Raw genomic sequence first — 23,621 nt, forward strand, 5'->3', positions numbered from 1 at the left:
TTACCCAAATATTGTTAAACTAATACGCATGTTTAACCGAATGTTGTGAGTTTTCACTCGTGAATCATCAATCAGCTGATTGTCTGTCACCCGCAAAAGTTACCTATAACGCGTTTGGGTTACCTGTTTCCACTGAATTTGACGATATCTACTTTACCAACGAAAACGGGTTGGCCGAAAGCCAATACGTATTCATTCAGCATAACGATCTAGAAAAGCGCTGGCAAACGCATTCTTATACAACCTTTACTATTGCGGAAACTGGGTTTGGCACCGGACTGAATTTTCTCGCCTGTTGGGCCATGTTTCAAAAGCATGCGCCGCCGCAACTTCGACTGCACTTTATTTCATTTGAAAAACACCCATTACCTAAAGCGGATTTAGAACGTGCCTTAAGTCACTTCCCGGAACTTGCGAGCGAAGCAGCTGAGCTACTAAAAGCTTATCCGGTGCCCCATCAGGGCTGTCATCGCATGCAATTTTGCCAAGGGCGCGTAGTACTCGACTTATGGCTTGGTGATATACATCACCAGTTGCCCCAATGGCTTCCACATGCACAACAAACCGTTGATGCTTGGTTTCTTGATGGTTTTGCCCCAGACAAAAACCCACAAATGTGGCAACCAAGCATTTATGCTGCAATGGCCGAAAGCTGCCGCGCCAATGCAACATTTGCCACCTTTACCGCGGCCGGTGCCGTGCGCCGTGATTTACAGGCAGCGGGCTTTACCGTCAACAAAGCCAAAGGGTTTCGCCATAAACGTGAAATGCTCTATGGCCACGTGCAAACATCCAATAAAGCACCTCAAATCGCCGATAAACCCATTACTGTCGTTGGCGGCGGAATCGCTGCAGCGTGTACAGCATGGTCATTAAGCCGCCGCGGGTATCGCGTTGAATTTCTCACCACAGGAATCGCCGACGGCGCGTCTGGGAATGCGCAAGGTGCGGTTTACCCATTGCTGCATGCTGAGCTCAGTCCGTTAACACACTTTTTCCTTAGTGCTTTTGACCATGCCCGCCAATTCTATCAGCAGGTAGCACCTGCCCAATGGCATGAAACAGGCGTGGTGCAATTGGCTTTTAATTCGGCGCGCGAGCAGCGCCATGAAAAAATTATTGCTGCCGATATATACAGCCCAGCAACAGTTAAGGGCTTAAGCGCCGATGAAACCCAGCAGCTTTGGTCTCATTTACCCGCGATGCCGTCGTTATATTATCCAAAAGCTGGTTGGGTGCCGCCCCATCAGTTAGTAGAGCAAATACTGGGCGCATGCGCTGAGACGGTGACGCTAACTGCTATTGACCCAATAACCGACATTCAGACAGATGCCGATGGCTGGCAACTTAGCACCACCACAGGCCAAAAGCTTCATGCAACCACCCTGATAGTTGCGGCTGGGGCGGGTTTAGAGCAGTTACTCAAGCCTTGGCAAATGACATTTCAAAATGTCCGCGGGCAGGTCACTCAGGTTAAAGCAAATGAAGTCAGTGAACAGTGCCCGGTAGTGGTGTGTTACAAGGGGTATTTCACCCCGGCACAAGATGGCACGCATTGTGTAGGTGCCACCTATGCGCGAAAATTTGACTCCGAACAATTTGCACAACCGACTGCGCAAGATACCGCCGAAAATTTGGCTACCTTGCATGATAATTTGAACAGCAACTGGACTGGGCAACTTGAACCGATTGCTGATAGAGCCTCGCTGCGCAACACCACACGTGATCACTTACCCGCGTGTGGCTGGCTAACACCTTCATTGGGCGTGTTGGGTGGTTTAGGTTCGCGCGGGTTCACCAGTGCCCCGCTATGTGCGGAGCTGCTGGTTGGGCAGTGGCTGCAAGAACCCCTGCCTTTGAGTGCTGACCTGATTAGTCGGCTTGCGCCGCAGCGGCTTCAAGCCGATCTAACATAGCTTGAATGTGGGTCATGTCAGCGGGCGCCAGTTCATGCTTGGCTTTATCAACCGATGCTTGCACTGCAGGCAATACCGCATCGGTACGAGCAGCATCATTCAACTCAAGTTGCGCCACCACTAAGTCAAAATGGCCTCGCAAATAACCACTGGCAAATAGCTCATCATCAGTACCATCTGTTACGGCCTGATCAAACACGGTTTCAAGCGATTGCACGAAATGATTAAATGCTGCGGATGCCATAATTGCGATACCTCAAAAAAGCGAATGTGGGTCGGATGATTTAGGCGGCGAAGCATATCATAAACCGATGATTTTCTGATACACTAATACCTCATTCATTGACGCTATCCATACGAGATACTATGGCTTTACGTATTGGTTTATTTTATGGCTCAACCACTTGTTTCACGGAAATTGCAGCGGAAAAAATTCAAGCTCAGTTTGCCGACGGTGAAGTTGAGTTGTTCAACATAAAAGATGTTCCCTTGCAGCAAGCTGAAGACTTTGACGTCATCATTTTTGGCTTATCAACGTGGGACTTTGGCGAAATTCAAGAAGATTGGGAAAGTCACTGGAGTGATATTGCCGAACTTGAACTAAACAATAAAGTGGTTGCGTTATTCGGCATGGGCGATCAGGTTGGCTACACCGACTGGTTTCAAGATGCCTTAGGTATGTTGCACGACGAACTCGCAGCAAACCCCGGCACGCAAGGCTGTGTGCGCATCGGTTTTTGGCCCAATCAAGGCTATGACTTCGCTGCATCGAAAGCGCTCACCGCCGGTGACGAGTTTTTTGTTGGTTTAGCACTGGATGAAGACAGCCAATATGAATTGAGCGAAGCACGTATTCAACAATGGTGTGCGCAGCTTAAAGAAGAGCTTGCCAGCGTTTAAGCTCAGCAGCCCGCGAGGCATCATCGAATCGTTGCGCGGGCGAATGCCCCCAAACCGGGCCTGGCCACGCTGGGTCTTGTTCACTGCGCAGTACCAAGTGAACATGCAACTGACTCACCACGTTCCCCAAAGCACCAATATTTAACTTCTCGCCCCGCCCGTGCTGTTTCAACAATAACGAGGCTTGCCGGATTTCTGTTGCCAACTGCTGTTGTTGCGACTCCGACAGCTCAGTAAATTCCACGCAGTTAGCCACCCTCGGCACCAACATCAACCAATCATAGCGCGCGTCATCGAAACGTCTTAGCTCACATAACTGCCACTGCGCCAGCAAAAAGCTGTCATGACCCAAGCGCTGATCTAACGTAAATAATTGGCCGTCAGCCGCTTGTGTCGTATTCGTGTGGTTACTTTGGGCAGCGAGTTTGCTATAACGGTTTTTTATCATTGTTCAATCCATCAAATTTGTGGGTCAAAAGCATGCTACGCATCGTTTTCATTATTGCTCTAACTCTTGCCGTTAGCCTGAGTGTATCACCGGCTACGGCGGCACCAACACCGCAAGCGAAGGCGCAATCGTCTTCTGCTGTCACTCAGTTTACTGCTGAGTTAACCGAGCATGAAGGTTTTTTTACCTTCTACCACGACCAAGCAAAAGGGAAAATTTATCTGCAGGTTCCGCGTCAAGCACCGCAGTTCATCTTCCAAACCAGTTTACCATGGGGTTTTGGCTCAAACGATATTGGCCTTGACCGTGGTCAGCTTGGCGCGACGCGCTTAGCCAGTTTCTACATTGAAGGTAACAAAGCATTGTTACTGCAACACAACACGCAATTTCGTGCCAATACTGACAATGCCGCAGAGCGCGCCAGCATCAATGAAGCTTTCGCCGACTCGGTGATTGCTGGCTTTGACATTGTAGCGACAGATGCCAGCGCAGTTATCATTGATTACACCCCATTTTTATTGAGTGACACGCACGGGGTTGTGAACCGCTTACGCGACACCAAACAGGGCCAATTCAAACTAAGTGCTGATAAGTCAGTGATTTATCCGGCGCACAGCAAAGCGTTTCCGGATAATACTGAATTAGAAGCCAAGATAACCTTCAGTGGCGAAGGCACGGGGCAATATGTGCGCAGTGTTGCTGCGGATGCGAATCATATTACCTTGCATTTACATCATTCGTTTATTCGCCTTCCTGACGATAATTATGTAACCCGTGAATTTCATCCGGAAAGCGGCTTCTGGGCTGAAACCCACAGTGATTATGCCGCACCACTGGGTCAATCCACCAAGGTGCAACACATTCCGCGCCACCGCCTGAGCAAAGACGAGCCCATCATCTATTACCTTGACCCTGGCGTGCCGGAACCTGTTCGCACCGCTTTGCTTGAGGGCGGCCGCTGGTGGGCTGAAGCTTTTGCAGCAATTGATTATCCGAATGGTTTTCAAGTGCGTGAGTTACCCGCTGGTGCTGACCCAATGGATGTGCGCTACAGCGTGATTCAGTGGGTACACCGCGCTACCCGCGGTTGGTCGTATGGTTCATCGATTATCGACCCACGCACCGGTGAAATTATCAAAGGGCACGTCACCTTAGGTTCACTGCGTGTGCGACAAGACATGTTAATCGCGCAAGGCTTGTTGGCGCCTTTTGCCGCAGACACACCAGAGCAACAACAAGAACTGCTCGATAAGATAGAAGCCATGGCTTTGGCCCGAATTCGGCAACTCTCGGCACATGAAATTGGCCATACCTTGGGTATCGCCCATAATTTCGCAGCCAGTGCCAACGACCGCGCCTCGGTGATGGATTATCCGCATCCTCTGATTAGCATCGACACGGCCTCTGGCGGCTTAACGTTAGCCGGTGCATACACTGAAGGCTTAGGCATTTGGGATATGCAAGTTGTTGCCTATGGCTATGGAAACGGCGATTTAGATAACGTATTAGCGCAAAATAAACGCCTTGGGCTGCAATTTATATCAGACCGTGATGCCCGTGCGGCAGGCGGTGCACACCCTGATGCCCACTTGTGGGATAACGGCAGTGATGCTGTGACTGAGCTGGAACGCGTTTTGGCGGTACGAAAAACTGCCCTGCAACGCTTCGGCTTAGGCAATTTAGCTGCAGGTCGCCCATTAAGTGAACTCAATAATGTGTTGGTGCCGATGTATTTATTACACCGCTACCAAGTTGAGGCTGCGGTGAAAATGGTCGCTGGTTTGCATTACAGCTACGCTGTTAAAGGCGAAGAAGCTGCAGATATTCGTCCGGTAAATGCCTCACAACAGCGTCGTGCCTTGCAGGTGATTACGCAGACACTTACAGCTGACACGCTCAGCCTACCCGAGCACATTATTTCATTACTGGCGCCATCGGCCTATGGCGAAGGTTACGACCGTGAACGTTTTACCGGCCTAACCGGGCTCGTCGCTGATACCGATACTATGGCGGCCAGCAGTGCCCGCTTTGTGCTCGACCTGTTGCTTCACCCACAGCGCTTAGAGCGTTTGCAACAACAGCACAGCCGTGTCGCAGCGATTCCTGATGTCACCGCGGTATTGAACCAAGTTGCTGAAGCTGCGATTGCGCCTGCTCAAGCAACCAAGGCAAATACTCTGACCCAGCGCTTAGCCTTTGAAAGCTTAGACGCAATAGTGCGTGCTTATCAGAACGAGCAACTTAGTGCAGCAATCAAAGCACCTTTGTTTAGCTTCTTGCAGAGCCAGTTACAACAATGGCAACAAGCCCCCGCATCGGCACATCGTGACTATGCGGTGTATGCGCTCACGCAATGGCAGGCCGGAAAACCTTGGCCATTGAAACCAGCGCCAGCACTGCCACCGGGTTCACCAATCTAACTCATAGATAACTTCGTACCCATAAAAAAACCACCAACAGACGTTGGTGGTTTTTTGTTTTTAGTAGCCTAAATTGCGCTGCTAACTCATGTATTAATCAAGCTGCGAAAAGAAGCTTTCTTCTAACCAACGTGGGCGTTCTACTTGATTGCCAATTTCTTGACCAATCGCATAGTTAATATTGGTAAAAGTAACCCCTGCTTCGTAGTTAATTGGTAAATCTGGCTGGTCACTTGGGCGGTGATAATGCTCAGCAAAGAACGTACCCCAAACTTCGCCGCCGTCTTCACCTTCAGTTTTTGATGTAAAGCCAGTCATCAAGAATACTGCCGGAACACCCTTTTTCACGAATGGGTAATGGTCTGAGCGTGTGAAAATAGCCTGCTCTGGCATTGGGTCGTCACTCAGCTCAATACCAAATTGACCCGCAGCACGCGAAACACTGTCACCTAACGTAGAATGCGTAGAACCAAACGCAATAACATCAGCAAAGTCATACAACAATACCGGCATATCCAGGTTCACGTTAGCCACAATTTGGCCTAACGGCACAGTTGGGTGATGCGCAAAGTAATCAGCACCCAATAAACCACGCTCTTCTGCAGTAACCGACAAGAACATAATTGAACGCTTAGGTTGTTGCCCTGCTTCGGTAAACATCCGTGCAGTTTCCAGCATTACTGACACGCCAGAAGCGTTATCCATAGCGCCATTGTTGATGTGATCGTCTTGGCTTAAGTCTTTCGTGACACCAATGTGATCAGAATGCGCGGTATACAGCACATACTCATCTTTCAAGTTTTCGTCACTGCCCGGCAATACCGCGGCAACGTTCGGGCTGGTGATTTCTTCATGACGCGACTCACGCTGCAAACGTGCTGTTACACCCAGGTCAAACCCCTGTGGCGATTCACCCGCTTCCAGTTGTGCGAAAATATCATCAAGTTTAACTGGCGCATTCACGAATAACTGCTGTGCAGCTTCGTGATGAACATAAGCTGAAGCCGCAATATTTTTAAAGGCTACATTAGGTTCACCATTAGGGTGCAACCAACGCACACTCGGCGCACGTTGATACATGATGCTAACTTCAAACGGACGCACTTCTTCACGTGCTGGCGTATGTAAGTTGATGATACCTACTGCGCCACGTTCAGCAGCGAATTTGGTTTTGCTGCTATTTAAGTGCGCACCCTCTTCGCTTGGCAAGCTTTCTGGACGGCCTGTTACCATGACCACAATTTTGCCTTCAACATCAAGGCCAGCATAATCATCGATACCAAAGGCATCAGAAACTAAGCCATAACCAACAAACACCAACGGCGCTTCAACATCGTCTTGTTCGCTGTATGGGCTTGGGCCTGTCAGAAACTGTTTTGGGTATTCCAACGCCACTTCACCGTCACCTGTGTTTAGCGTAAAAGACGCGCTATTTTCTTCTAAGAAGCTACGGCGAAATTTAATTCGTTGAAAGTAAGTGCCATCATCACCCGCTGGCTCAAGGCCAAGGCGCTTAAATTCTGTGGCAATGTATTTGGCGGCTATTTCATGACCTCGACTGCCAGTGTCCCGGCCTTCTAAATCGTCACTTGCCAAAAATTCCAAATGCGCTTGTAGCGCGACTGCATCCGCACTCGGTGCGGCAGTAGATTGCGTATCATCAACACAGGCAGCAAGACCAAGTGTTAATGCGATAACACCAATATAAGAAGAAAATCGCATAATAAACTTCCAGTTATGAATAAAATAAAAGTATCGCCGACAGTGTAACCAACCTAATCAACGCATACTAGCGCTTGCTGCACGTAAAAACTTATTGTATTGTTATATTATAACATTACATACGGCAATTCGGAGATCCCTAGCTATGGTATCGCAGTTTCGTAAAAGCCCCTTGGCATTATTAGTAACAAGTTTTGTCAGCGCGGCCACGCTTACTACAGCGTCAGCTCAGCAAGTCGACATTGAAGGTCATGAGCACGAAGATACGGAAGTTATTGTTGTTACCGCAAGCCCTTTAAATCGTACGGTCTTGAATTCAGCACAGCCAATTTCGGTGCTGGCTGGCGACCAGTTACGCGAGCAGCAAGCGCATACGCTTGGTGAAACGCTCGCCCACGAGCCTGGCATTAATGCGACCCACTTTGCTGGCGTTGCCAGCAGCCCCATTGTTCGCGGATTAGACGGCCCGCGGGTTAAGATCACCCAAAATGGTCTCGACACCGGTGATGTATCGCGCGGCTCGCCTGACCATGCCGTGACCACTGAAACCTCCGTAGCCGAGCAAATCGAAATTTTCCGGGGCCCGGCCACCTTGTTGTACGGCTCAGGCGCTATTGGCGGCGTAGTTAACGTGGTCGATAACCGCATTGCACAAGAGCTTATTGGCGGTACGAAAGGCTTTTATGGCACAACCTTTGATACGGCCAGTAACTTACGTGAAGCAACTGTTGGTTTCAGTGCCGATCACAACAACACCGTGTGGCACTTTGACGGCTTTAAACGGCGCAGTGACGATTATGATGTGCCTAAGTTTGTGAATGACGAAGGCGAAACAACCACTTCGATTGAAAATAGTTTCATTGACGCGCAAGGCGCAAACCTTGGGCTTAGCTATATTTTTGACAAAGGTTTTGTTGGCGTTTCTTATGGCCGACTTGAGCAACAATATGGCATTCCTGGTCACCATGCCCATGAAGACGAGCATGCGGACGAAGAAGTGCATCAAGATGAAGTTGCAGAAGCGGGACCGTTTGCCGATATGTGGCAAAACCGTGTGCAAGTGCGTGGCGCCATGACCAGTCCAACGGCCGGCATCGAGCGGCTTGAACTTAGCTACGGATTTACCGATTATCAGCATCAAGAAATTGAAGACAATGCTCCCAGCACCACCTTCACCAACAATCAGCACGAATTACGTATAACAGCCAACCACGCTGCACTTGCTGGCTGGACTGGTGCCTTCGGTTACCACTATTTCGACCAAGCACAAACCGCTTTTGGTGAAGAAGCCTATACACCAAATTCGGACACCACCAAGCACGGAGTATTTTGGTTGCTCGAGCGCGACGTGGCTGAATTCAACTGGCAGGTGGGTGCGCGTATTGAAGACGTCGAAATTAACGACTATTCGTTTTCGCCGCTATCAGCATCTGTTGGGTTTACCTACCCCTTTGCAACCGGCATGCAGCTTTCTGCGAACGTGAGTCATGCGCAGCGGGCACCGTCGGCCAATGAGCTATTCTCAAACGGTGCTCACCTCGCTACGCAAACCTATGAAATTGGCTTAACTTACGCGCTGCACCCTGAAGATGAGCATGCCTATCACCTTGAAGCCGCAGACCAGTCGCCGCAAGTTGAAAAGTCAAACAATCTCGATTTAGGTTTGCACCTCGACTTCGACCGTTTCCATATGGATTGGAACCTGTTTTACAACCAAGTTGATGACTTCGTTTTTGGTGAGTTTACCGGTATCAATAGTTTAGACATTGAACAACCGGAAGAACATGCCGATGAGCATGCCCACGACGACATCCATGATCATGAAGACGGCTTACCCGTCATTGCGTACACCCAACGTGATGTTGCCCTGTACGGCTTTGAACTAAGTGGTTATTACGAGCTTACCAGCCAACTTGAATTGCATGCTTTTAGTGATTTTGTTAAAGCGAAAACGCGCGATAATAATGAGAATCTGCCGCGCATTCCTTCGCAGCGCATTGGCACTGAATTGCGCTACGCCGCTGATCAATGGGAAAGCAAGTTGGGTTACACCTGGTACAACAAACAGACGTTTGTAGCACCCTTCGAGGACCAAACGGACAGTTTTGGCTTGCTCAATGCGCAAGTGAATTGGTTTCCTCGCGCCTTTGCGAATCATAATATTAGTATTTATTTAAAAGGCGAAAACCTCACTGACGAGCTTGCTTTTGTGCACACATCTTTCCTCAAAGATGATGCGCCAATACGCGGCCGTAATTTCAGTATTGGCCTGCGTGGAGAATTCTAGCGCACTGAGTGTGCGCTTTATCGCACTGTCACAAGTATTGCTGCAGGCTTTGATAAACTAGTTACGTACATTCTATTAACGAGACTAGGTCGCAATGCGCATTGCAGTCGTACTAATTACATGTGTCGCCTTACTAGGAACCAGCTTTTCACCTAGTGCGGCGGCACAGTCAGCAGCAACCATCGAAGCGGTTGAGGCGTTATCTATCGAGCGTATTTTTTCAGCGCCCAATTTAACCACCTCTGCACCACAGCAAATCAAATTCTCGCCTTCCGGCACGCATGTAAGTTATCTGGCTGGCTCCGCAGAACACCCGAACGTACTTGATCTATGGCTTTATGATGTACGCGAAAATCAACATCAACGCATCGTAAAAGCCGCCGACCTTACTGACCCAAACCAGAAACTTTCAGCTGAAGAACAGGCCCGACGTGAGCGGTTACGCGTGCGCTCAAGTGGCATCGTTGATTATTATTGGGCGCCTGACAGCACGGCCATACTCTTTCCGGTTAATGGCCAGCTCTACCTGTTTGACCGAGCCACCAAGCAAGCGAAAAAACTGACCGACGATAACGTATTCGCTACGGATATACGTTTTTCCCCACAAGGTAACTTCGTCAGTTTTGTTCATGACTACAACTTATTTGTTATCGACCGAACCACCAACAAAACCCATCAGCTAACTCAGCGCTCCCACGCGAACGAGCAATTCGCGACGGCAGAATTTGTTGCGCAAGAAGAAATGAAACGCATGACGGGCTACTGGTGGAGCCCCGACGAAACGCATTTGGCGGTCACACGAATCGATTTATCTCCTGTTGATGTACAGCGCCGTGTTGACGTGCATGCCGATCGCAGCGAACTGGTTGAGCAGCGTTACCCAGCCGCGGGTACTGCCAATGTCGATATTGACCTTGGTTTAATGCAGTTACCAAATTTTGAAGCTGAAACCGTGCAGAAGCCCGAAGTTAAGTGGCTGGGGTTAGAAAAAAACCACCCGGCAGGCTATCTTGCCCGTGTTAACTGGTTGCCGGATAGTAAAAGCATCAGCTACCAATGGCAAAATCGTGCACAGAATCGTCTGACGCTTTATCGCCAGCAGCTCACTGAAAAAGCTCCAGAGGCGATGATTGAAGAAACCAGCACCAGTTGGATCAATCTGAACGATGATTTGTACTTTCTTAATGACAGCCGTTACTTCATTTGGGCCTCTGAGCGCAGTGGGTTTAAACACCTGTATTTGTATCGCACCGACGGCAGCTTGATTCGCCAGCTCACCAGCGGTGATTGGATGGTCGACAGCTTGAGCCACGTGGATGAAATTACCGGCGTGGTTTATTTCACTGGGCGCAAACAATCGCCCCTTGAGCGCCATTTGTATCGGGTGAACTTGAATACCACAACACCTGGCCAACCCAGTCAACTCAGTACCCGCGCAGGCATGCACCAGGTGGTATTTGCCAGTGATGGCCGTAGCTATATCGACTATTTTTCCAGCGCGCGTCAACCACCGCAGGTGAGCCTGCACGGTCCTACCGGACAACGCATCACCTGGCTACATGAAAACCGTTTAGACCAACAGCATCCGCTTTCGCCCTATTTGGCCACCTGGAGCTTTCCGGAGTTTGGTCATATTAATGCCGCAGATGGCCAGCGCTTGTACTATCAAATTAACAAGCCCGCCCAGATTGCCGACAACCAAAATCATCCGGCGGTGGTGTTAGTTTATGGCGGGCCACGTGCGCAACGTGTTACCAATAGTTGGGGCGACTATTTTACCCAGTATCTGGTGCAACAAGGGTACGTGGTATTCAAATTAGACAATCGAGGCAGCGGCAATCGCGGTCGCCAATTTGAAACCGGCATCTATCGTCAATTAAGCATGTTGGAAGTTGACGATCAAAAACTCGGCGCGCAGTGGCTAGCACAACAGCCCTATGTAAACGCCAATCAGATTGGGGTTTTTGGGCACAGTTATGGTGGCTATATGGCACTGCACTTGATTATGCGCGCGCCAGAATTGTTTAGTGCGGCTGTTGCCGGTGCCCCAGTTACCGATTGGGCGCTGTATGATACGCATTACACCGAGCGCTACATGGGCACTCCGCAGGATAATCCCGAAGGTTACCAACAGGCCAATGTATTGAGCTACGCAGATGCGCTAGAGCAACCCTTATTGATTTATCACGGCATGGCTGATGACAACGTGCTGTTTAGCCATACCGCGTTGCTAACGCACCGATTGCAGCAATCGATGCTGCCTTTTGAAATGATGGCCTACCCTGGAAAAGCCCACGGTATTCGCGGGCGAGAGGCGAGTATTCATCGCTACAGCATGATTGCCGAGTTTTTCTCTCGGCACTTACGTTAACCTTGCTTGATACGTTATACTGAGCGCATCAAAACCCACATGGAGTGAAATCAGATGCGCTTTTTATCCCGCCGCTTGGTTATGCCAAACGATCTCAACTTCGCCGGTTCTTTGTTCGGCGGCCGTATTCTCGAGTGGATTGACGAAGAAGCATATATTTTTGCTGCATGTCAGCTTGACGCAAAAAGTCTGGTCACCAAACACATTGGGGCAATCAGCTTCGATACATCCGCCTACCAAGGTGATGTAGTTGAATTTGGTCTTGGTGTGAAAAAAGTGGGTAAGTCGTCTGTTACGGTTACCTGCGTGGTACGTAACAAACAAACCAAACAAAATATCTGTGTCGCCGATGACATTGTTTTCGTTCATATCGACCCAGAAACCCGCACACCACAACCGCATGGTAAAACTAAAGCAGAGCTTGATGCACTGCCTATCGAAACGCCGATTTAGTCAGGTTTCATCTAAGCAGAACAAAAAAAAGGCCGAAACAGTTGTTTCGGCCTTTTTTATTACGTTCAGTATTACTTATAAAGCGTACGAATCCAGCGCTCTTCAGTAATAAAGTTCCATGACCAATCGGCCCACTGTTCACTTAAACCGCTTTCAACAGCTTCATCTTCGGTCATGCCTTGTTCTTTCATCGCCATAACTTCGGCACGCGTTGCTTCCATCATGTCGACCAGACGAATCCAGTCATCACGATTCGATAGCCCGCCATGGCCTGGAATAATTTGCGTGTCCGCATCCAACTGTTGAACAACTGCACGCACGTTATCAATATAGCCTTGAACGTTACCGCCAGCATTTAAATCCACAAACGGGAAACGATCGACAAAGAATAAATCACCCGCATGAATCACGTTACTATTTGGGAACCAAACAATAATGTCACCGTCGGTGTGACCATTCGGATAATGGGTTAACTTGATTGACGCATCACCGGTGTCGACACTGTGCATTTGCTTAAAGGTCATTTTCGGTAAACCAACAGCATCAAAGTCGCTGTTGGCGGCCAACCGTGCGCGCACATTATCGTGCGCCACTACATTGACACCTTTGCGCGCAAACGCTGCATTACCGTCAGTATGGTCAGCATGAAAATGGGTATTGACCAAGGTCTTAATGGGTTGCTCAGAAATTTCCGTAATAGCGGCGCTAATTTTATCCGCCAGCCCTTTATACTGAGCATCAATCATGACCACACCATCGTCACCCACGTACACGCCAATATTGCCGCCCATACCGGTTAACATATACACCCGTTCGCTCAATTGCGTGGCTTTAATCTCCACGTTATCCATGTTCGACTGGGCTTGTACTGCAAAAGCTGCAAATAGATACAGCGCGCTAATAAAACCAAATTTCAAACCACGCATTGAGTTTCTCCTGTGTCAGTGCGTTAGCACTTTCTTAAAAGTGCTTATTGATGCAAGTAACAACCTGCAAAGCAAGTGACTGGCGCCGCTGTCGGCTTACCATGTTGCCAGTCTCCGCCTTCAATACCACTACCCGCAATGTCAACGTGCACAAATGGCAACGGGTGTTGACTATCGGTACCGTGTTTATCAAGACCAGCCGCAATCGCTAAAAATGCCATTGGGAACTGATGCCCACGTCGGGTTGTTGCTGAAGGCCCGTTATTGCTAGAAAGCGTGTCGTCAGATTTTGTCCGTGGACGCACAAAATCATAATCTTCACGACGTGACCAAGAGATTTCAGTCGGGTCGCCATAAACTTCACCCGCTTCCCATAGCTTTTCAGTCAATTCATTTACGCGTGCTGGACCGTTCGGGATCAATGCGGTGTAAGGGCCCTTTGCTAAAGCTGCGTGCCCGGTCAAGGTTGCTACGCTGAATAATTGTGGACGCGGATAGTTCGACGCTTCTTCACGTAAATGTGACAGCAAGTCGGCCAATACGAGACGCCCTTCTGCATCAGTATTACCGATACGGACACGCACACCACTGTGCGCCGTAATAATTTCATCGGCAACAAATGCATCTGCACCAATGCTATTACGCACCACGCCAAGTTCGGCCACCACATTCAATGTTTCCGGGCGCATTTCAGCAACCGTTTTAACAAATCCAGCTACGCCCGCGGCGCCGCCCTTGTCACGACTCATGCCAGCCATATGCCCACCGGTTTTAACGTCCGCACCACCCGTGTCATAGACAATGCCTTTACCGGCAAACATCAGCGTTTGTTCAGCTGCTGGCGCTTTATATTCAAGCCTTACGACACAGGGTTGATGACGCTCAACCCCTAATGAAGCGCGCGCCACGGCCATCAGCAATGGATATTCGTGTTGTAGTTGTTGCACATCATCAATCACAGTCACGCGCACAGGCGAGTGCGCAAACGTTTGCTGACAGTACTCGGCAAAGCGTGGCGGTGCCATGCGTTCCGGCTCAGTACCAGCCAGATCACGAGCTACTCGTTTGCCAGCTTCCACCGCTTCCAACCAAGTTTCGTCTAAGGTGCCAACAATGCCAATTTCTTGCACGGTCTCTAAGCTTTCTTCACCCAAGTGCTCACGCGCTTCCAACGGCTCATACAGCGCTTGGCAAATTCCCCAATACGCAACCGCTTCTGCTTGCCCATAGCGTGCTTCATTCGGTACGCCAAACACCACCAGCAACGGCTTCACAATACCTGCTTGCTGCGCAATGCGGGCAGCGGCGCCCGCTGCATCGGCAACGTTGCGCACATCGTCATAATCTCGGGTAAGTGGTCCTGTTGGTGCAATAATCAAACGCCCACCGGATACGTCCGCAGGCGTCAATAACGGCTGTTGCCCCACGCGTGCGTCAAGTTGCTGGGCTTGGGCTACAAATTCAGCAAAGTCATCCGGAATATCACTCTGAAAATCACCGAGTAAAATCACGCCGTCAAATTCGCCGCTGGCTGTTGCGGCATAACTTTCGAATACACGTACTTTTGGAAATGACATAAGAACCTCGTTGTTCGTTATTCGTTGCTCGTCCGTTCGCGTCGCCACTTGGTGCCGGTCGCGCTATCCTCTAACTCAATATTCATCGCCTTTAACGCGTCACGCGCGGCGTCTGCACGCGCCCAATCTTTGGCGGCACGCGCATCATTGCGTTCAGTAATCAATGCTTCAATGGCAGCAACATCATCGTTGTCACCGCCTTGCAAGAAGCTTTCGGCGGGCTGCTGCAAAATCCCTAACAAACCACCTAGATGCCGCAATTCAGCCGCATAAGCCGCTGCTTTGCCCGGCTCATCTTGCAAGGTCCGATTTATCTCACGCGCTAAATCAAACAGCACCGGCATCGCTTCAGGCACATTAAAGTCGTCGTCCATCGCAGCATTAAAACGCGCCTGATAGGACTCAGTAAGTGCCGCATCAATATCGCCTTCAGGTGCTTCGCGTAAAGCTGTGTATAAACGTTCCAAGCCCGCGCGAGCTTGATCAAGATTCTCTTTAGAATAGTTCAATTGTGAGCGGTAATGGCTAGAAACCAGGAAATAACGCACAGTTTCAGCATCGTATTGCGCCAGCACATCACGAATTGTAAAGAAGTTGCCCAATGACTTCGACATCTTCACTTCATCAACCTGCACCATGCCACTATGCATCCAGTAATTCACATAATTACTGTGGTTCGCACAACAGCTTTGCGCCACCTCGTTTTCATGGTGTGGAAAAATCAAATCTGAACCACCACCATGAATATCAAAATTTTCACCTAAATGGCGTTTGTTCATCGCTGAACACTCAATATGCCAGCCCGGCCGCCCATCACCCCACGGCGAAGGCCAACTCGGCTCTCCCGCTTTTGCTTGTTTCCACAATACAAAGTCGAGTGGATCTTGCTTATTGTCCGCAACATCAACCCGCGCGCCCGACTGCAATTGTTCGAGGTTTTGGCGACTTAATTTGCCATAGGCATCAAAGGTGCTGACATCGAATAACACATCGCCATCATTGGCTACGTAGGCATTGCCATTGGCAATCAAGGTTTCAATCATGGCAATGATGTCACCCATGTGACCCGTCACTGTAGGCTCAACGTCAGGACGAACCAAGTTCAGCGCATCAAAATCTTCATGCATAGCCTGCGTAAAGCGCTCTGTGACAGCCGCAATTGATTCATTGTTTTCAGCAGCACGACGAATGATTTTATCGTCAACGTCCGTGATATTCCGTACATACTTGACCGCGTATCCACGCGCACGTAGGTAACGAACCACTACATCGAAAGCGACATAGGTGCGTGCATGACCAATGTGACAGTAGTCATAAATGGTTACCCCGCAAACGTACAACTTCACTTCACCTGGCGTGATTGGCGTAAACGCCTCTTTTTGGCGGGTTAACGTATTAAAAACTTTCAACATGCACGGCTGCTCCTGTCTCACTGCATGACTACAATAAAATTAAGACTGACATGATAACGCAAGGTGCGCCTAGGTCACAAACAATGCTAAACTACTGCGCAAATTATATCTGTTTATATCTGTAAAACGTGGAGCACAATCGATGCAGGTTACCCTACATACAAATCATGGCGATATCACGCTTGAATTATTCGCTGACAAAGCCCCGAAAACCGTTGAGAATTTCCTCTCTTACGTACGCGAAGGCTTTTACGAGAATACGCTGTTTCACCGTGTAATTCGCGGCTTTATGGTTCAAGGCGGCGGCTTTAATACCGAAATGGTCCAAAAGCCAACAAAAGCACCGGTTGATAACGAAGCGAACAATGGTTTGAAGAACACCCGGGGCACAGTTGCAATGGCCCGTACACAAGACCCACATTCAGCAACATCACAATTTTTTATTAATGTAGCTGACAACGAATTCCTAAACTTCAAGAATGAAAGTATGGGTGGCTGGGGCTACTGTGTTTTTGCCGAGGTTGTAGAAGGTATGGACGTTGTAACAGCTATTGAAGCCGTACGTACATCGCATGCTGGATTCCATCAAGACGTGCCAGTTGACGATGTGGTTATTAAGAGCGCCAGCATTAGCGAGTAAACCATGACCACTTGGTTCATCTCTGACCTGCATTTAAGCCCAGCGCGGCCTGATATGACCGCGCTGTTCCAGCGTTTTTTGCAAGAACAAGCCAGTCACTCAGAAGCCTTGTATATTTTAGGCGACTTGTTTGATGCCTGGATTGGGGATGATGACACCAGTGATTTTGCTGCCACAGTGCAAGCGGCGCTGCGGCAGCTGACAAATTCCGGTGTGCCAGTGTATTTTATTGCTGGCAATCGTGATTTTTTAATTGGCCGTCGCTTCAGTGAAACGACTGGCGTTCAGGTACTGCCAGAACCCAGCATCATCAATTTATATGGTCAGCAGACGCTTATTTTGCATGGTGATACCTTATGCACTGAGGATGTTAGCTACCAACGCTTCCGTAAGGTAATTCGCCACCGCTGGATACAGAAGTTTCTATTAGCATTACCGCTGAAACTACGTATGCGCATCGCAGCCAAATTGCGTGCCTCTAGCAAAACCCAAAAACCTCTCAGTGAGGCCCAGTTACACATTATGGATGCCAATGAACACGCCGTGCGCGAAGCCTTCGTCAATTATGATGTGCAGCGTATGATTCATGGCCATACACATCGGCCCAAAGTGCATCACCACCGTTTACCTAATGGTGAAATGGCCGAACGCATCGTGTTAGGTGACTGGTACACACAAGGTAGCTTTTTGAAAGTCACTGCAGTCGAAAGCCAACTGATCACCACCCCATTAAACAACGACAATTACTAGCTCACCGCGTTATATCCGTGCTGGTACAGGCCCGCTATGAAACCGTAACTCGGTATCAGGTTGCTGAATAAGTTGTGCTTCAATGTCGCCAAAGAACGCAACGCGCGCAGCAATCGGTTGCCCTGAGATTTGCTCTGCCAATTCAAGATAGTCCTCAAAATGCCGAGCTTCTGAGCGCAGCAAGCTGTTATAAAATTTTCCCAACGCAGGGTCAACATGTGGCGCCAGAGCAGCGAAGCGTTCACACGAACGCGCTTCAATGTAAGCCCCACAAATTAACTTATCCATTAATGTCGCCGGCTCATGGGTACGAACATGACGCAACATGCCTCGTGCATAACGGCTTGAAGATATATTGTCATAGGTAATACCGAGTGCATCCATAATCTCCAGTACTTGATAAAAATGGTGCAGCTCCTCTTTTATCAGCATTACCATTTTATCAATTAATACTTGGCTATACGGGGTGTCACTTTTCGGGAGCATCGCTTTAGTGAGGCGTTCGTGGTCGGCCAACTCACGCCAATCCCCGCGTTTGCGATATGCAAAATCTTCATAGGGCTGCAACCAAGCTAGCAACGCGTCGCCACTTGCCTCATCTACTGCATAACGGCGAATCAATAACATTGCCGATTGTGCCGCCTTTAACTCACACACCAGGTGATCAATCAGCAAATTCGGCAAATTTTCAGGTTTAACTGCGTCATCTAGCCACGCTGTAGGCGTTTCACACTGTAAAAAATTGCGAATTGGGGTTAATAGTGCATCCACTGTTGACTCTCTCACCGGTAAACTTGATTAAAATTTAATCACACAAATAATTTATGGTTATTCTCAGCAAAATTGCTTGACTCTGCTGAAAATCCGACCAATATTGACTGTAAGACGTGCAAAAAAACGTCATTGAAACTATAAAAAAATCAGAACAATAACCGAAGTTGAGGAATGTCATGATTCTAAATCATATTTGGGGGCTCTACGCTCACCCGGTCGATGAATGGAAATCCATCGACCAACGTCACGAAAGTATGACTTTTGCACTTAGTCACATCCTGATTATTGCACTGTTACCCTGTGCGGCAGCATATTACGCGTCTGCACACTTAGGCTGGAGTATCGGCGCTCGTGAAGCTACATTCCTAACTCAATCCAGCGCGATGACAATGGCAATAGCTATGTACGCCGGTATTATTATCGCAACCTTCGCATTAGCTTACCTGATTCACTGGATGGCAAAAACCTTTGGGGCTGACCCAACCTTTACGCAATCGCTTGAACTAGCGGCCTATACAGCAACACCTGCAATCATGTCTGGTGTCGCGGCATTGTACCCAGAATTATGGTTTGTCACTATGGTCTTTTTGGCTGGGGTGGCTTATTCGGTCTACCTGCTCTATTCAGGTGTTCCTATTCTGATGCATATCCCTGAAGAGCGTGGCTTCATGTATTCGTCTTCAGTAGTTACTGCGGGGCTAATCATGATGGTCGTACTGATGGTAACCTCAGCAATTATTTGGACCAACGGTTTCGGGCCTGAGTATATGTAACTGCAATATGTTCAAAAAAACCCAGCTCACGAGCTGGGTTTTTTATTGGCGCAGGTTGAACACTACAACCTAATCACCGAGATAACGCTGACGCTTATGCGCCTTTAATCGGTGAACATCAACCATAACTAAACCATCAACGGCATTAGCAAAGTCTGCATCAACATTGAACCCTAAAAACCGCACCCCACCTTTCTCGCATAAATCAGCATACTGTTTAAATAGCGTGGGAATTGCAGCGCCCTGATGTGCCAGAAAATGCTTCAAATGAAGCAAGTCGTCGCTGTAATCGTCACTGATATCTGGTAACGGCCGGCTATTTGGCATAAAAGGCGTACGTGATTGCGCTAAATTATCAGGATCAGGAAAGTGGTCGCCAAAAAACTGTACGAGGGCATCTTGTGTTTTGCCGAGCCGTTCGCATGCCTCAACAGCTTTCTTTAATACCTGTCGCGGTTCAGCACGCGCTACCGGCCGCTGAGTTTTGAGTACGCCTTTTTTGTTTTGACCAAGACGATAAACATGACGACGAAACAGTTTTGCGCGCTGCGGCAAAGTAAGCTGTTCACCATTGAATGATTTTAACGGCACCAACTCGCCAATACGGAAATCAATATGTCCGCATTGCTGGCGAAACATTTCTTGCACCAACAGCAATGTTGCCAGAGGTTTGTAAAGCATCGATGCGCCATAAAACCAAGCAGAATTGTGCGCTTTCACATGGATTGGCAGTATTGGCGCCTGCGCGCGTAACGCCATTTTTAAAAAGCCTGTATTCCAATGGTGATCACGAACGCCTTGAGGCCGTAAGCGCGATACTTCACCGGCAGGAAACACGACTAAAGCACCTTCCGCTTCTAAGTGCTGGTAGAGCCGTTTCAAGGGTTCACTGCGCACGCCTGCAGTACGCGATTTAAATACTGGAACTGGAATCAGTAGCTCGTGCAATGGCTCAATTGCCTGCAGTACGTCATTGGCAAGAATTTTTACATCACTGCGAACGCTATTCACCAATTTTAGTAACGCTAAGCCATCTAACGAGCCGATGGGATGGTTGGCGACGATAATTAGACGCCCCTCAGTAGGGATGTTATCAAGCTCACTATCACGCGCAGTAAAACTAAAATTAAAGAAATCGAGCACATGCTCAACAAACTCTACGCCTTGTAGGTTAGGGTAAGCTTCGGCAAAACGCTTAATTTCGCGCTCGCACAATAAGCCCCGTAGCATCCACAATGCTGATTTATGCAATAGCTGATGGTTGTTTAGAGCAGGTAAATTTCTATTGAGTAATTGCTCTACTTCTATCATCGCCAATCTCTCTCTAACATGCATTCGTTTCAGCTTAGATAGTCAACGTGACAGTTGATTGGCAGTTTCATGGCAATTCAATGACAGTCAAGCGCACAGTGCTACTGTTTAAATAAGAAATCTGATAGGCTTGAGCGGTTTTTAATAGTTTACGCACACGTCAACATTGCCACGCTGTGATTGAAAGGAATTTGTATGTCAGAAAATAAAAAGAAGCTCAGCCTTACGAGCCGTATTGTGATCGGGATGGTTGCCGGTATTGTTCTCGGCATTTTACTCAAAGCGCTATTCCCAGACAGCACCATTGTCGAAGGCTACTTGACCAAGGGTATTTTCTACGTTGTTGGACAAATATTTATCGCCTCACTGCAAATGTTAGTGGTGCCATTGGTATTTGTATCCTTGGTGGTAGGCACTTGCTCACTCAGCGACCCAAGCAAATTAGGCCGCCTTGGTGGTAAAGCCGTTGGTTTGTATCTCATCACCACCGCCATTGCCATAACCTTTGCGATAGCTATGGCTGTGCTGGTACAACCGGGCACGGGCCTTGAGCTCGCCACGGACGCAACCTACGAGCCGACGCAAGCACCGTCGCTGGCTCAGGTAATTATTGATTTATTCCCAACCAACCCATTCAATGCGTTTGCCAACGGCAATATGCTGCAAATCATTGTGTTTGCGCTGTTGTTTGGTATCTCGATGGCATTAGTGGGTAAAGCGGGCGACCGAGTGAAAACCCTATTTGATGACTTTAACGAAGTCATCATGAAGTTAGTTATCATTCTGATGAACATCGCCCCATATGGCGTGTTTGCCTTAATGGCGAAACTGTTCGCGGAAACCTCGTTTGAGACCATCTTCAGTCTCGGCAAGTACTTCTTGTTGGTATTATTTGTGCTGATTGCCCATGCACTCATCACTTACCCGGTAATTCTGAAAGGTTTGTCAGGCATGAACCCAAGGATTTTCTTACGCAAAATGCGCGAAGTTCAAATCTTTGGTTTTAGTACTGCCAGTTCAAACGCCACCATGCCGGTTACCCTTGAAACCGTAACCAAACGTTTAGGTGTGCACAATAGCGTCGGTTCATTCACCGTGCCGCTTGGCGCAACCATCAACATGGACGGCACGGCAATCATGCAAGGCGTCGCAACCGTGTTTATCGCACAGGTCTATCTGGTCGATTTATCCATTGCTGACTATCTGATGGTGGTACTCACCGCAACCTTAGCTTCGGTCGGCACCGCAGGTGTACCTGGTGTTGGTATGATAATGCTGGCAATGGTACTTGGTCAGGTTGGCTTGCCCGTTGAAGGCATTGGTTTAATTATCGGTGTTGATCGCTTGCTTGATATGACACGCACTGCAGTGAATGTAACCGGTGACGCAATGGTGTCGGTTGTAGTCGCAAAAAGCGAAGGTGCATTGGATGAAGATGTGTTCAATGACGCTAAAGCCGATTTGAAAGAAAGAAACCTTTAACGGCAAGAGCGTTAATCGTTATTCGTACGTTCGCTTCGCTCACTGTTCGAACGCTTCGCTCTTCGAAGAGTGCGAAGCACGGACGAACAGCGAAGCGAACGAATAACGAATAACGAATAACGAATAACGGCTCTTTTAGCGAATTTCTCGCCAAATGAACTGCGTTAACCGGCTATAATCCACTACTGCATCTGAATTGCCTGCCATTGCTTGCTCCAATACCTGCTCTAATACCGGCCACAGCAACTTAGCGATATAGGTATCGGCGGTATCATCGGCGTGGGCAGGGGGAAGTTTAAGTAACGCCAAACGTACACTGAGTATAGGCTGACCTTGGTCAAATAGGTTCAGCACCACGTTTTCTAAACGCGACTGCTTTATTTGCCACATAATCGAATTTGAAGCGCGCTGCAGCACTTGCTGACGCATTGCAGCTTCATAAAGTGCATGCAGGTTCGATTGGCCCTTGCCATAGTAAGCAACGGTTAACTGGGCATCACGAGCAACCACTGAGTCGACCGCCAGACTATTTTTCTGGGGCGTAAGCCACTCCCCCTTCACCAACACCTGATCAGCTCGCAGAACTTGATTGAGGCCTTCATCAAGCGCCTCCACGCGGGTCGTTAAACGAATATCTTCGGCACGCAGCTCACCAAGTAGCGTAATCAATTCCAATTTTCGGTAGGCAAAATCAGCCCCGAGATGGCTATCGGCACGTTCTTGTAAAATATCGCCAAGACGCTCAGATAAGGTCTGTTCAGCGCTGGCGGGCACACTTGTTAACGCTAACGCCAAACTGATGATAATAAAACTTAGCTTTGAACGTGCCATACACACTCCATTAACGACGTTGATGCCGTTCACGATTTAACTGTTTCTGGTTGGCGTTCTTACGCAGCATCAGATACAAGGCACCGCTGCCACCATGATGGCGTTGCGCGCTATGAAAAGCCATAACTGGCTCCAGTTCACGCAACCACTTGTTCACATAGCTTTTAATCAATGCTGGATGCGGCTTTGAGTGCTTACCTTGGCCATGAATAATCAACGCCGAACGCACACCACTCGCGTGACAGTCTTGAATAAACTCGAACAGTGCAACACGTGCTTGGCGCAAACTATGGTTATGTAAATTCAAGCTTGCATCCAACGGGTATTGGCCAAGGCGTAGCCGTTTGTACACGCCGTGCTGAACGCCATCTCGCTTAAACGCAAGCAGCTCACTCGGCTCGACAAGATCGACATACTCCGTGGAAAGAAAGTTTATATCTTCTTCAAGCTGCTGTTCGGCAGCCTTGCGGCGCTCTTGTTGCGCCAGCGTGGGCGCGAAGGCAGTGCGAATATCCGCAACGTCCTGCCCCGCCAACGGTGTTACACCGGTCATCTCACTACGAAACAATTCAAAATCATCGCTCATGGTGCACCTCTACTGCGTAATGCCGGCTTCATCTGTCCTTTA

The 23,621-nt window shown here is 48.7% G+C and carries 20 protein-coding genes; 10 read left to right on the forward strand and 10 right to left on the reverse strand.

Annotated features, from left to right (window positions below; genetic code table 11):
- The first annotated feature begins 59 nt into the window (after window positions 1-59).
- Window positions 60-1,916: a bifunctional tRNA (5-methylaminomethyl-2-thiouridine)(34)-methyltransferase MnmC2/FAD-dependent 5-carboxymethylaminomethyl-2-thiouridine(34) oxidoreductase MnmC1 gene (gene mnmC, locus EGC76_RS00955; RefSeq protein WP_128351150.1), complete on the forward strand. Its 1,857-nt coding sequence runs from the start codon at window positions 60-62 to the stop codon at window positions 1,914-1,916.
- Here mnmC and EGC76_RS00960 read toward each other — a convergent pair.
- Entirely contained in the window at window positions 1,873-2,160 is a 288-nt protein-coding gene (locus EGC76_RS00960; protein WP_128351151.1) for a YfcL family protein, read from the reverse strand. The genes mnmC and EGC76_RS00960 overlap by 44 nt on opposite strands.
- A gap of 122 nt (window positions 2,161-2,282) precedes the next feature.
- On the opposite strand from EGC76_RS00960, the gene fldB reads away from it, so the two are divergent.
- A complete protein-coding gene (gene fldB, locus EGC76_RS00965) occupies window positions 2,283-2,816 on the forward strand; it encodes a flavodoxin FldB (RefSeq protein WP_128351152.1) in 534 nt (177 codons plus the stop codon).
- Here the strand turns inward: fldB and EGC76_RS00970 are convergent.
- Window positions 2,791-3,264 carry an HIT domain-containing protein gene (locus tag EGC76_RS00970; RefSeq protein WP_128351153.1) on the reverse strand — a complete coding sequence of 158 codons (474 nt, stop codon included), beginning with the start codon at window positions 3,262-3,264 and terminating at the stop codon, window positions 2,791-2,793. The genes fldB and EGC76_RS00970 overlap by 26 nt on opposite strands.
- A 32-nt stretch (window positions 3,265-3,296) precedes the next feature.
- On the opposite strand from EGC76_RS00970, the gene EGC76_RS00975 reads away from it, so the two are divergent.
- The gene (locus tag EGC76_RS00975; RefSeq protein WP_128351154.1) at window positions 3,297-5,684 is read left to right on the forward strand and encodes a zinc-dependent metalloprotease; all 2,388 of its coding nucleotides are present in this window, start codon (window positions 3,297-3,299) and stop codon (window positions 5,682-5,684) included.
- Between the two features lie 93 nt (window positions 5,685-5,777).
- Here the strand turns inward: EGC76_RS00975 and EGC76_RS00980 are convergent, their stop codons facing one another.
- Window positions 5,778-7,406 carry a M28 family metallopeptidase gene (locus EGC76_RS00980; RefSeq protein ID WP_128351155.1) on the reverse strand — a complete coding sequence of 543 codons (1,629 nt, stop codon included), beginning with the start codon at window positions 7,404-7,406 and terminating at the stop codon, window positions 5,778-5,780.
- Between the two features lie 145 nt (window positions 7,407-7,551).
- On the opposite strand from EGC76_RS00980, the gene EGC76_RS00985 reads away from it, so the two are divergent.
- The 3 genes from EGC76_RS00985 to EGC76_RS00995 all read left to right on the forward strand — a co-directional run bounded on the left by EGC76_RS00985 (window position 7,552) and on the right by EGC76_RS00995 (window position 12,517).
- A complete protein-coding gene (locus tag EGC76_RS00985) occupies window positions 7,552-9,693 on the forward strand; it encodes a TonB-dependent receptor (protein ID WP_128351156.1) in 2,142 nt (713 codons plus the stop codon).
- A gap of 94 nt (window positions 9,694-9,787) precedes the next feature.
- The gene (locus EGC76_RS00990; RefSeq protein ID WP_128351157.1) at window positions 9,788-12,064 is read left to right on the forward strand and encodes a S9 family peptidase; all 2,277 of its coding nucleotides are present in this window, start codon (window positions 9,788-9,790) and stop codon (window positions 12,062-12,064) included.
- Window positions 12,065-12,118: 54 nt separating this feature from the next.
- Window positions 12,119-12,517, forward strand: a complete 399-nt coding sequence (locus tag EGC76_RS00995) for an acyl-CoA thioesterase (RefSeq protein WP_128351158.1) — start codon at window positions 12,119-12,121, stop codon at window positions 12,515-12,517.
- A 71-nt stretch (window positions 12,518-12,588) separates the two neighbouring features.
- On the opposite strand, the gene EGC76_RS01000 is transcribed toward EGC76_RS00995, so the two are convergent.
- Genes EGC76_RS01000 through cysS form a run of 3 tightly spaced genes read right to left on the reverse strand, consistent with a single transcriptional unit; the run spans window position 12,589 to window position 16,432 of the window.
- Window positions 12,589-13,443, reverse strand: a complete 855-nt coding sequence (locus EGC76_RS01000; protein WP_220445648.1) for an MBL fold metallo-hydrolase — start codon at window positions 13,441-13,443, stop codon at window positions 12,589-12,591.
- A gap of 44 nt (window positions 13,444-13,487) precedes the next feature.
- A complete protein-coding gene (locus tag EGC76_RS01005; RefSeq protein ID WP_128351159.1) occupies window positions 13,488-15,020 on the reverse strand; it encodes a M17 family metallopeptidase in 1,533 nt (510 codons plus the stop codon).
- A gap of 17 nt (window positions 15,021-15,037) precedes the next feature.
- Entirely contained in the window at window positions 15,038-16,432 is a 1,395-nt protein-coding gene (cysS, locus tag EGC76_RS01010) for a cysteine--tRNA ligase (RefSeq protein ID WP_128351160.1), read from the reverse strand.
- 142 nt (window positions 16,433-16,574) lie between these two features.
- Here cysS and EGC76_RS01015 point away from each other — a divergent pair, with 142 nt between their 5' ends.
- Window positions 16,575-17,072, forward strand: coding sequence for a peptidylprolyl isomerase (locus tag EGC76_RS01015; protein ID WP_128351161.1), 498 nt, complete (start codon window positions 16,575-16,577; stop codon window positions 17,070-17,072).
- Between the two features lie 3 nt (window positions 17,073-17,075).
- Window positions 17,076-17,822, forward strand: coding sequence for a UDP-2,3-diacylglucosamine diphosphatase (gene lpxH / locus EGC76_RS01020; protein ID WP_128351162.1), 747 nt, complete (start codon window positions 17,076-17,078; stop codon window positions 17,820-17,822).
- A 9-nt stretch (window positions 17,823-17,831) separates the two neighbouring features.
- On the opposite strand, the gene miaE is transcribed toward lpxH, so the two are convergent.
- Complete coding sequence (gene miaE, locus EGC76_RS01025; RefSeq protein WP_128351163.1) at window positions 17,832-18,593, reverse strand: tRNA isopentenyl-2-thiomethyl-A-37 hydroxylase MiaE; 762 nt, start codon at window positions 18,591-18,593, stop codon at window positions 17,832-17,834.
- 179 nt (window positions 18,594-18,772) lie between these two features.
- On the opposite strand from miaE, the gene EGC76_RS01030 reads away from it, so the two are divergent.
- Window positions 18,773-19,369: a Yip1 family protein gene (locus tag EGC76_RS01030; RefSeq protein ID WP_128351164.1), complete on the forward strand. Its 597-nt coding sequence runs from the start codon at window positions 18,773-18,775 to the stop codon at window positions 19,367-19,369.
- A gap of 69 nt (window positions 19,370-19,438) precedes the next feature.
- Here the strand turns inward: EGC76_RS01030 and EGC76_RS01035 are convergent, their stop codons facing one another.
- On the reverse strand, window positions 19,439-20,680 hold the full coding sequence (locus tag EGC76_RS01035; protein ID WP_128351165.1) for a GNAT family N-acetyltransferase: 1,242 nt from the start codon (window positions 20,678-20,680) through the stop codon (window positions 19,439-19,441).
- Window positions 20,681-20,875: 195 nt separating this feature from the next.
- On the opposite strand from EGC76_RS01035, the gene EGC76_RS01040 reads away from it, so the two are divergent.
- On the forward strand, window positions 20,876-22,162 hold the full coding sequence (locus tag EGC76_RS01040; protein ID WP_128351166.1) for a dicarboxylate/amino acid:cation symporter: 1,287 nt from the start codon (window positions 20,876-20,878) through the stop codon (window positions 22,160-22,162).
- Window positions 22,163-22,297: 135 nt separating this feature from the next.
- Here the strand turns inward: EGC76_RS01040 and EGC76_RS01045 are convergent, their stop codons facing one another.
- Both EGC76_RS01045 and smrA read right to left on the reverse strand, forming a co-directional pair.
- On the reverse strand, window positions 22,298-22,993 hold the full coding sequence (locus EGC76_RS01045; protein ID WP_128351167.1) for a hypothetical protein: 696 nt from the start codon (window positions 22,991-22,993) through the stop codon (window positions 22,298-22,300).
- A gap of 10 nt (window positions 22,994-23,003) precedes the next feature.
- Window positions 23,004-23,579 (reverse strand): DNA endonuclease SmrA, encoded by a 576-nt coding sequence (gene smrA, locus EGC76_RS01050; protein WP_128351168.1) that lies wholly within the window; start codon window positions 23,577-23,579, stop codon window positions 23,004-23,006.
- Between the last annotated feature and the right edge of the window lie 42 nt (window positions 23,580-23,621).

The sequence above is a fragment of the Pseudidiomarina gelatinasegens genome (assembly GCF_004025325.1).
GTDB lineage: Bacteria > Pseudomonadota > Gammaproteobacteria > Enterobacterales > Alteromonadaceae > Pseudidiomarina > Pseudidiomarina gelatinasegens.

Bases quoted from the DNA above. Each gene is read 5' to 3' on its own strand.
- EGC76_RS00960 (WP_128351151.1), bottom strand. From the start codon at position 2,160: ATGGCATCCGCAGCATTTAATCATTTCGTGCAATCGCTTGAAACCGTG.
- fldB (WP_128351152.1), top strand. From the start codon at position 2,283: ATGGCTTTACGTATTGGTTTATTTTATGGCTCAACCACTTGTTTCACG.
- EGC76_RS00970 (WP_128351153.1), bottom strand. From the start codon at position 3,264: ATGATAAAAAACCGTTATAGCAAACTCGCTGCCCAAAGTAACCACACG.
- EGC76_RS00975 (WP_128351154.1), top strand. From the start codon at position 3,297: ATGCTACGCATCGTTTTCATTATTGCTCTAACTCTTGCCGTTAGCCTG.
- EGC76_RS00980 (WP_128351155.1), bottom strand. From the start codon at position 7,406: ATGCGATTTTCTTCTTATATTGGTGTTATCGCATTAACACTTGGTCTT.
- EGC76_RS00985 (WP_128351156.1), top strand. From the start codon at position 7,552: ATGGTATCGCAGTTTCGTAAAAGCCCCTTGGCATTATTAGTAACAAGT.
- EGC76_RS00990 (WP_128351157.1), top strand. From the start codon at position 9,788: ATGCGCATTGCAGTCGTACTAATTACATGTGTCGCCTTACTAGGAACC.
- EGC76_RS00995 (WP_128351158.1), top strand. From the start codon at position 12,119: ATGCGCTTTTTATCCCGCCGCTTGGTTATGCCAAACGATCTCAACTTC.
- EGC76_RS01000 (WP_220445648.1), bottom strand. From the start codon at position 13,443: ATGCGTGGTTTGAAATTTGGTTTTATTAGCGCGCTGTATCTATTTGCA.
- EGC76_RS01005 (WP_128351159.1), bottom strand. From the start codon at position 15,020: ATGTCATTTCCAAAAGTACGTGTATTCGAAAGTTATGCCGCAACAGCC.
- cysS (WP_128351160.1), bottom strand. From the start codon at position 16,432: ATGTTGAAAGTTTTTAATACGTTAACCCGCCAAAAAGAGGCGTTTACG.
- EGC76_RS01015 (WP_128351161.1), top strand. From the start codon at position 16,575: ATGCAGGTTACCCTACATACAAATCATGGCGATATCACGCTTGAATTA.
- lpxH (WP_128351162.1), top strand. From the start codon at position 17,076: ATGACCACTTGGTTCATCTCTGACCTGCATTTAAGCCCAGCGCGGCCT.
- EGC76_RS01030 (WP_128351164.1), top strand. From the start codon at position 18,773: ATGATTCTAAATCATATTTGGGGGCTCTACGCTCACCCGGTCGATGAA.
- EGC76_RS01035 (WP_128351165.1), bottom strand. From the start codon at position 20,680: ATGATAGAAGTAGAGCAATTACTCAATAGAAATTTACCTGCTCTAAAC.
- EGC76_RS01040 (WP_128351166.1), top strand. From the start codon at position 20,876: ATGTCAGAAAATAAAAAGAAGCTCAGCCTTACGAGCCGTATTGTGATC.
- EGC76_RS01045 (WP_128351167.1), bottom strand. From the start codon at position 22,993: ATGGCACGTTCAAAGCTAAGTTTTATTATCATCAGTTTGGCGTTAGCG.
- smrA (WP_128351168.1), bottom strand. From the start codon at position 23,579: ATGAGCGATGATTTTGAATTGTTTCGTAGTGAGATGACCGGTGTAACA.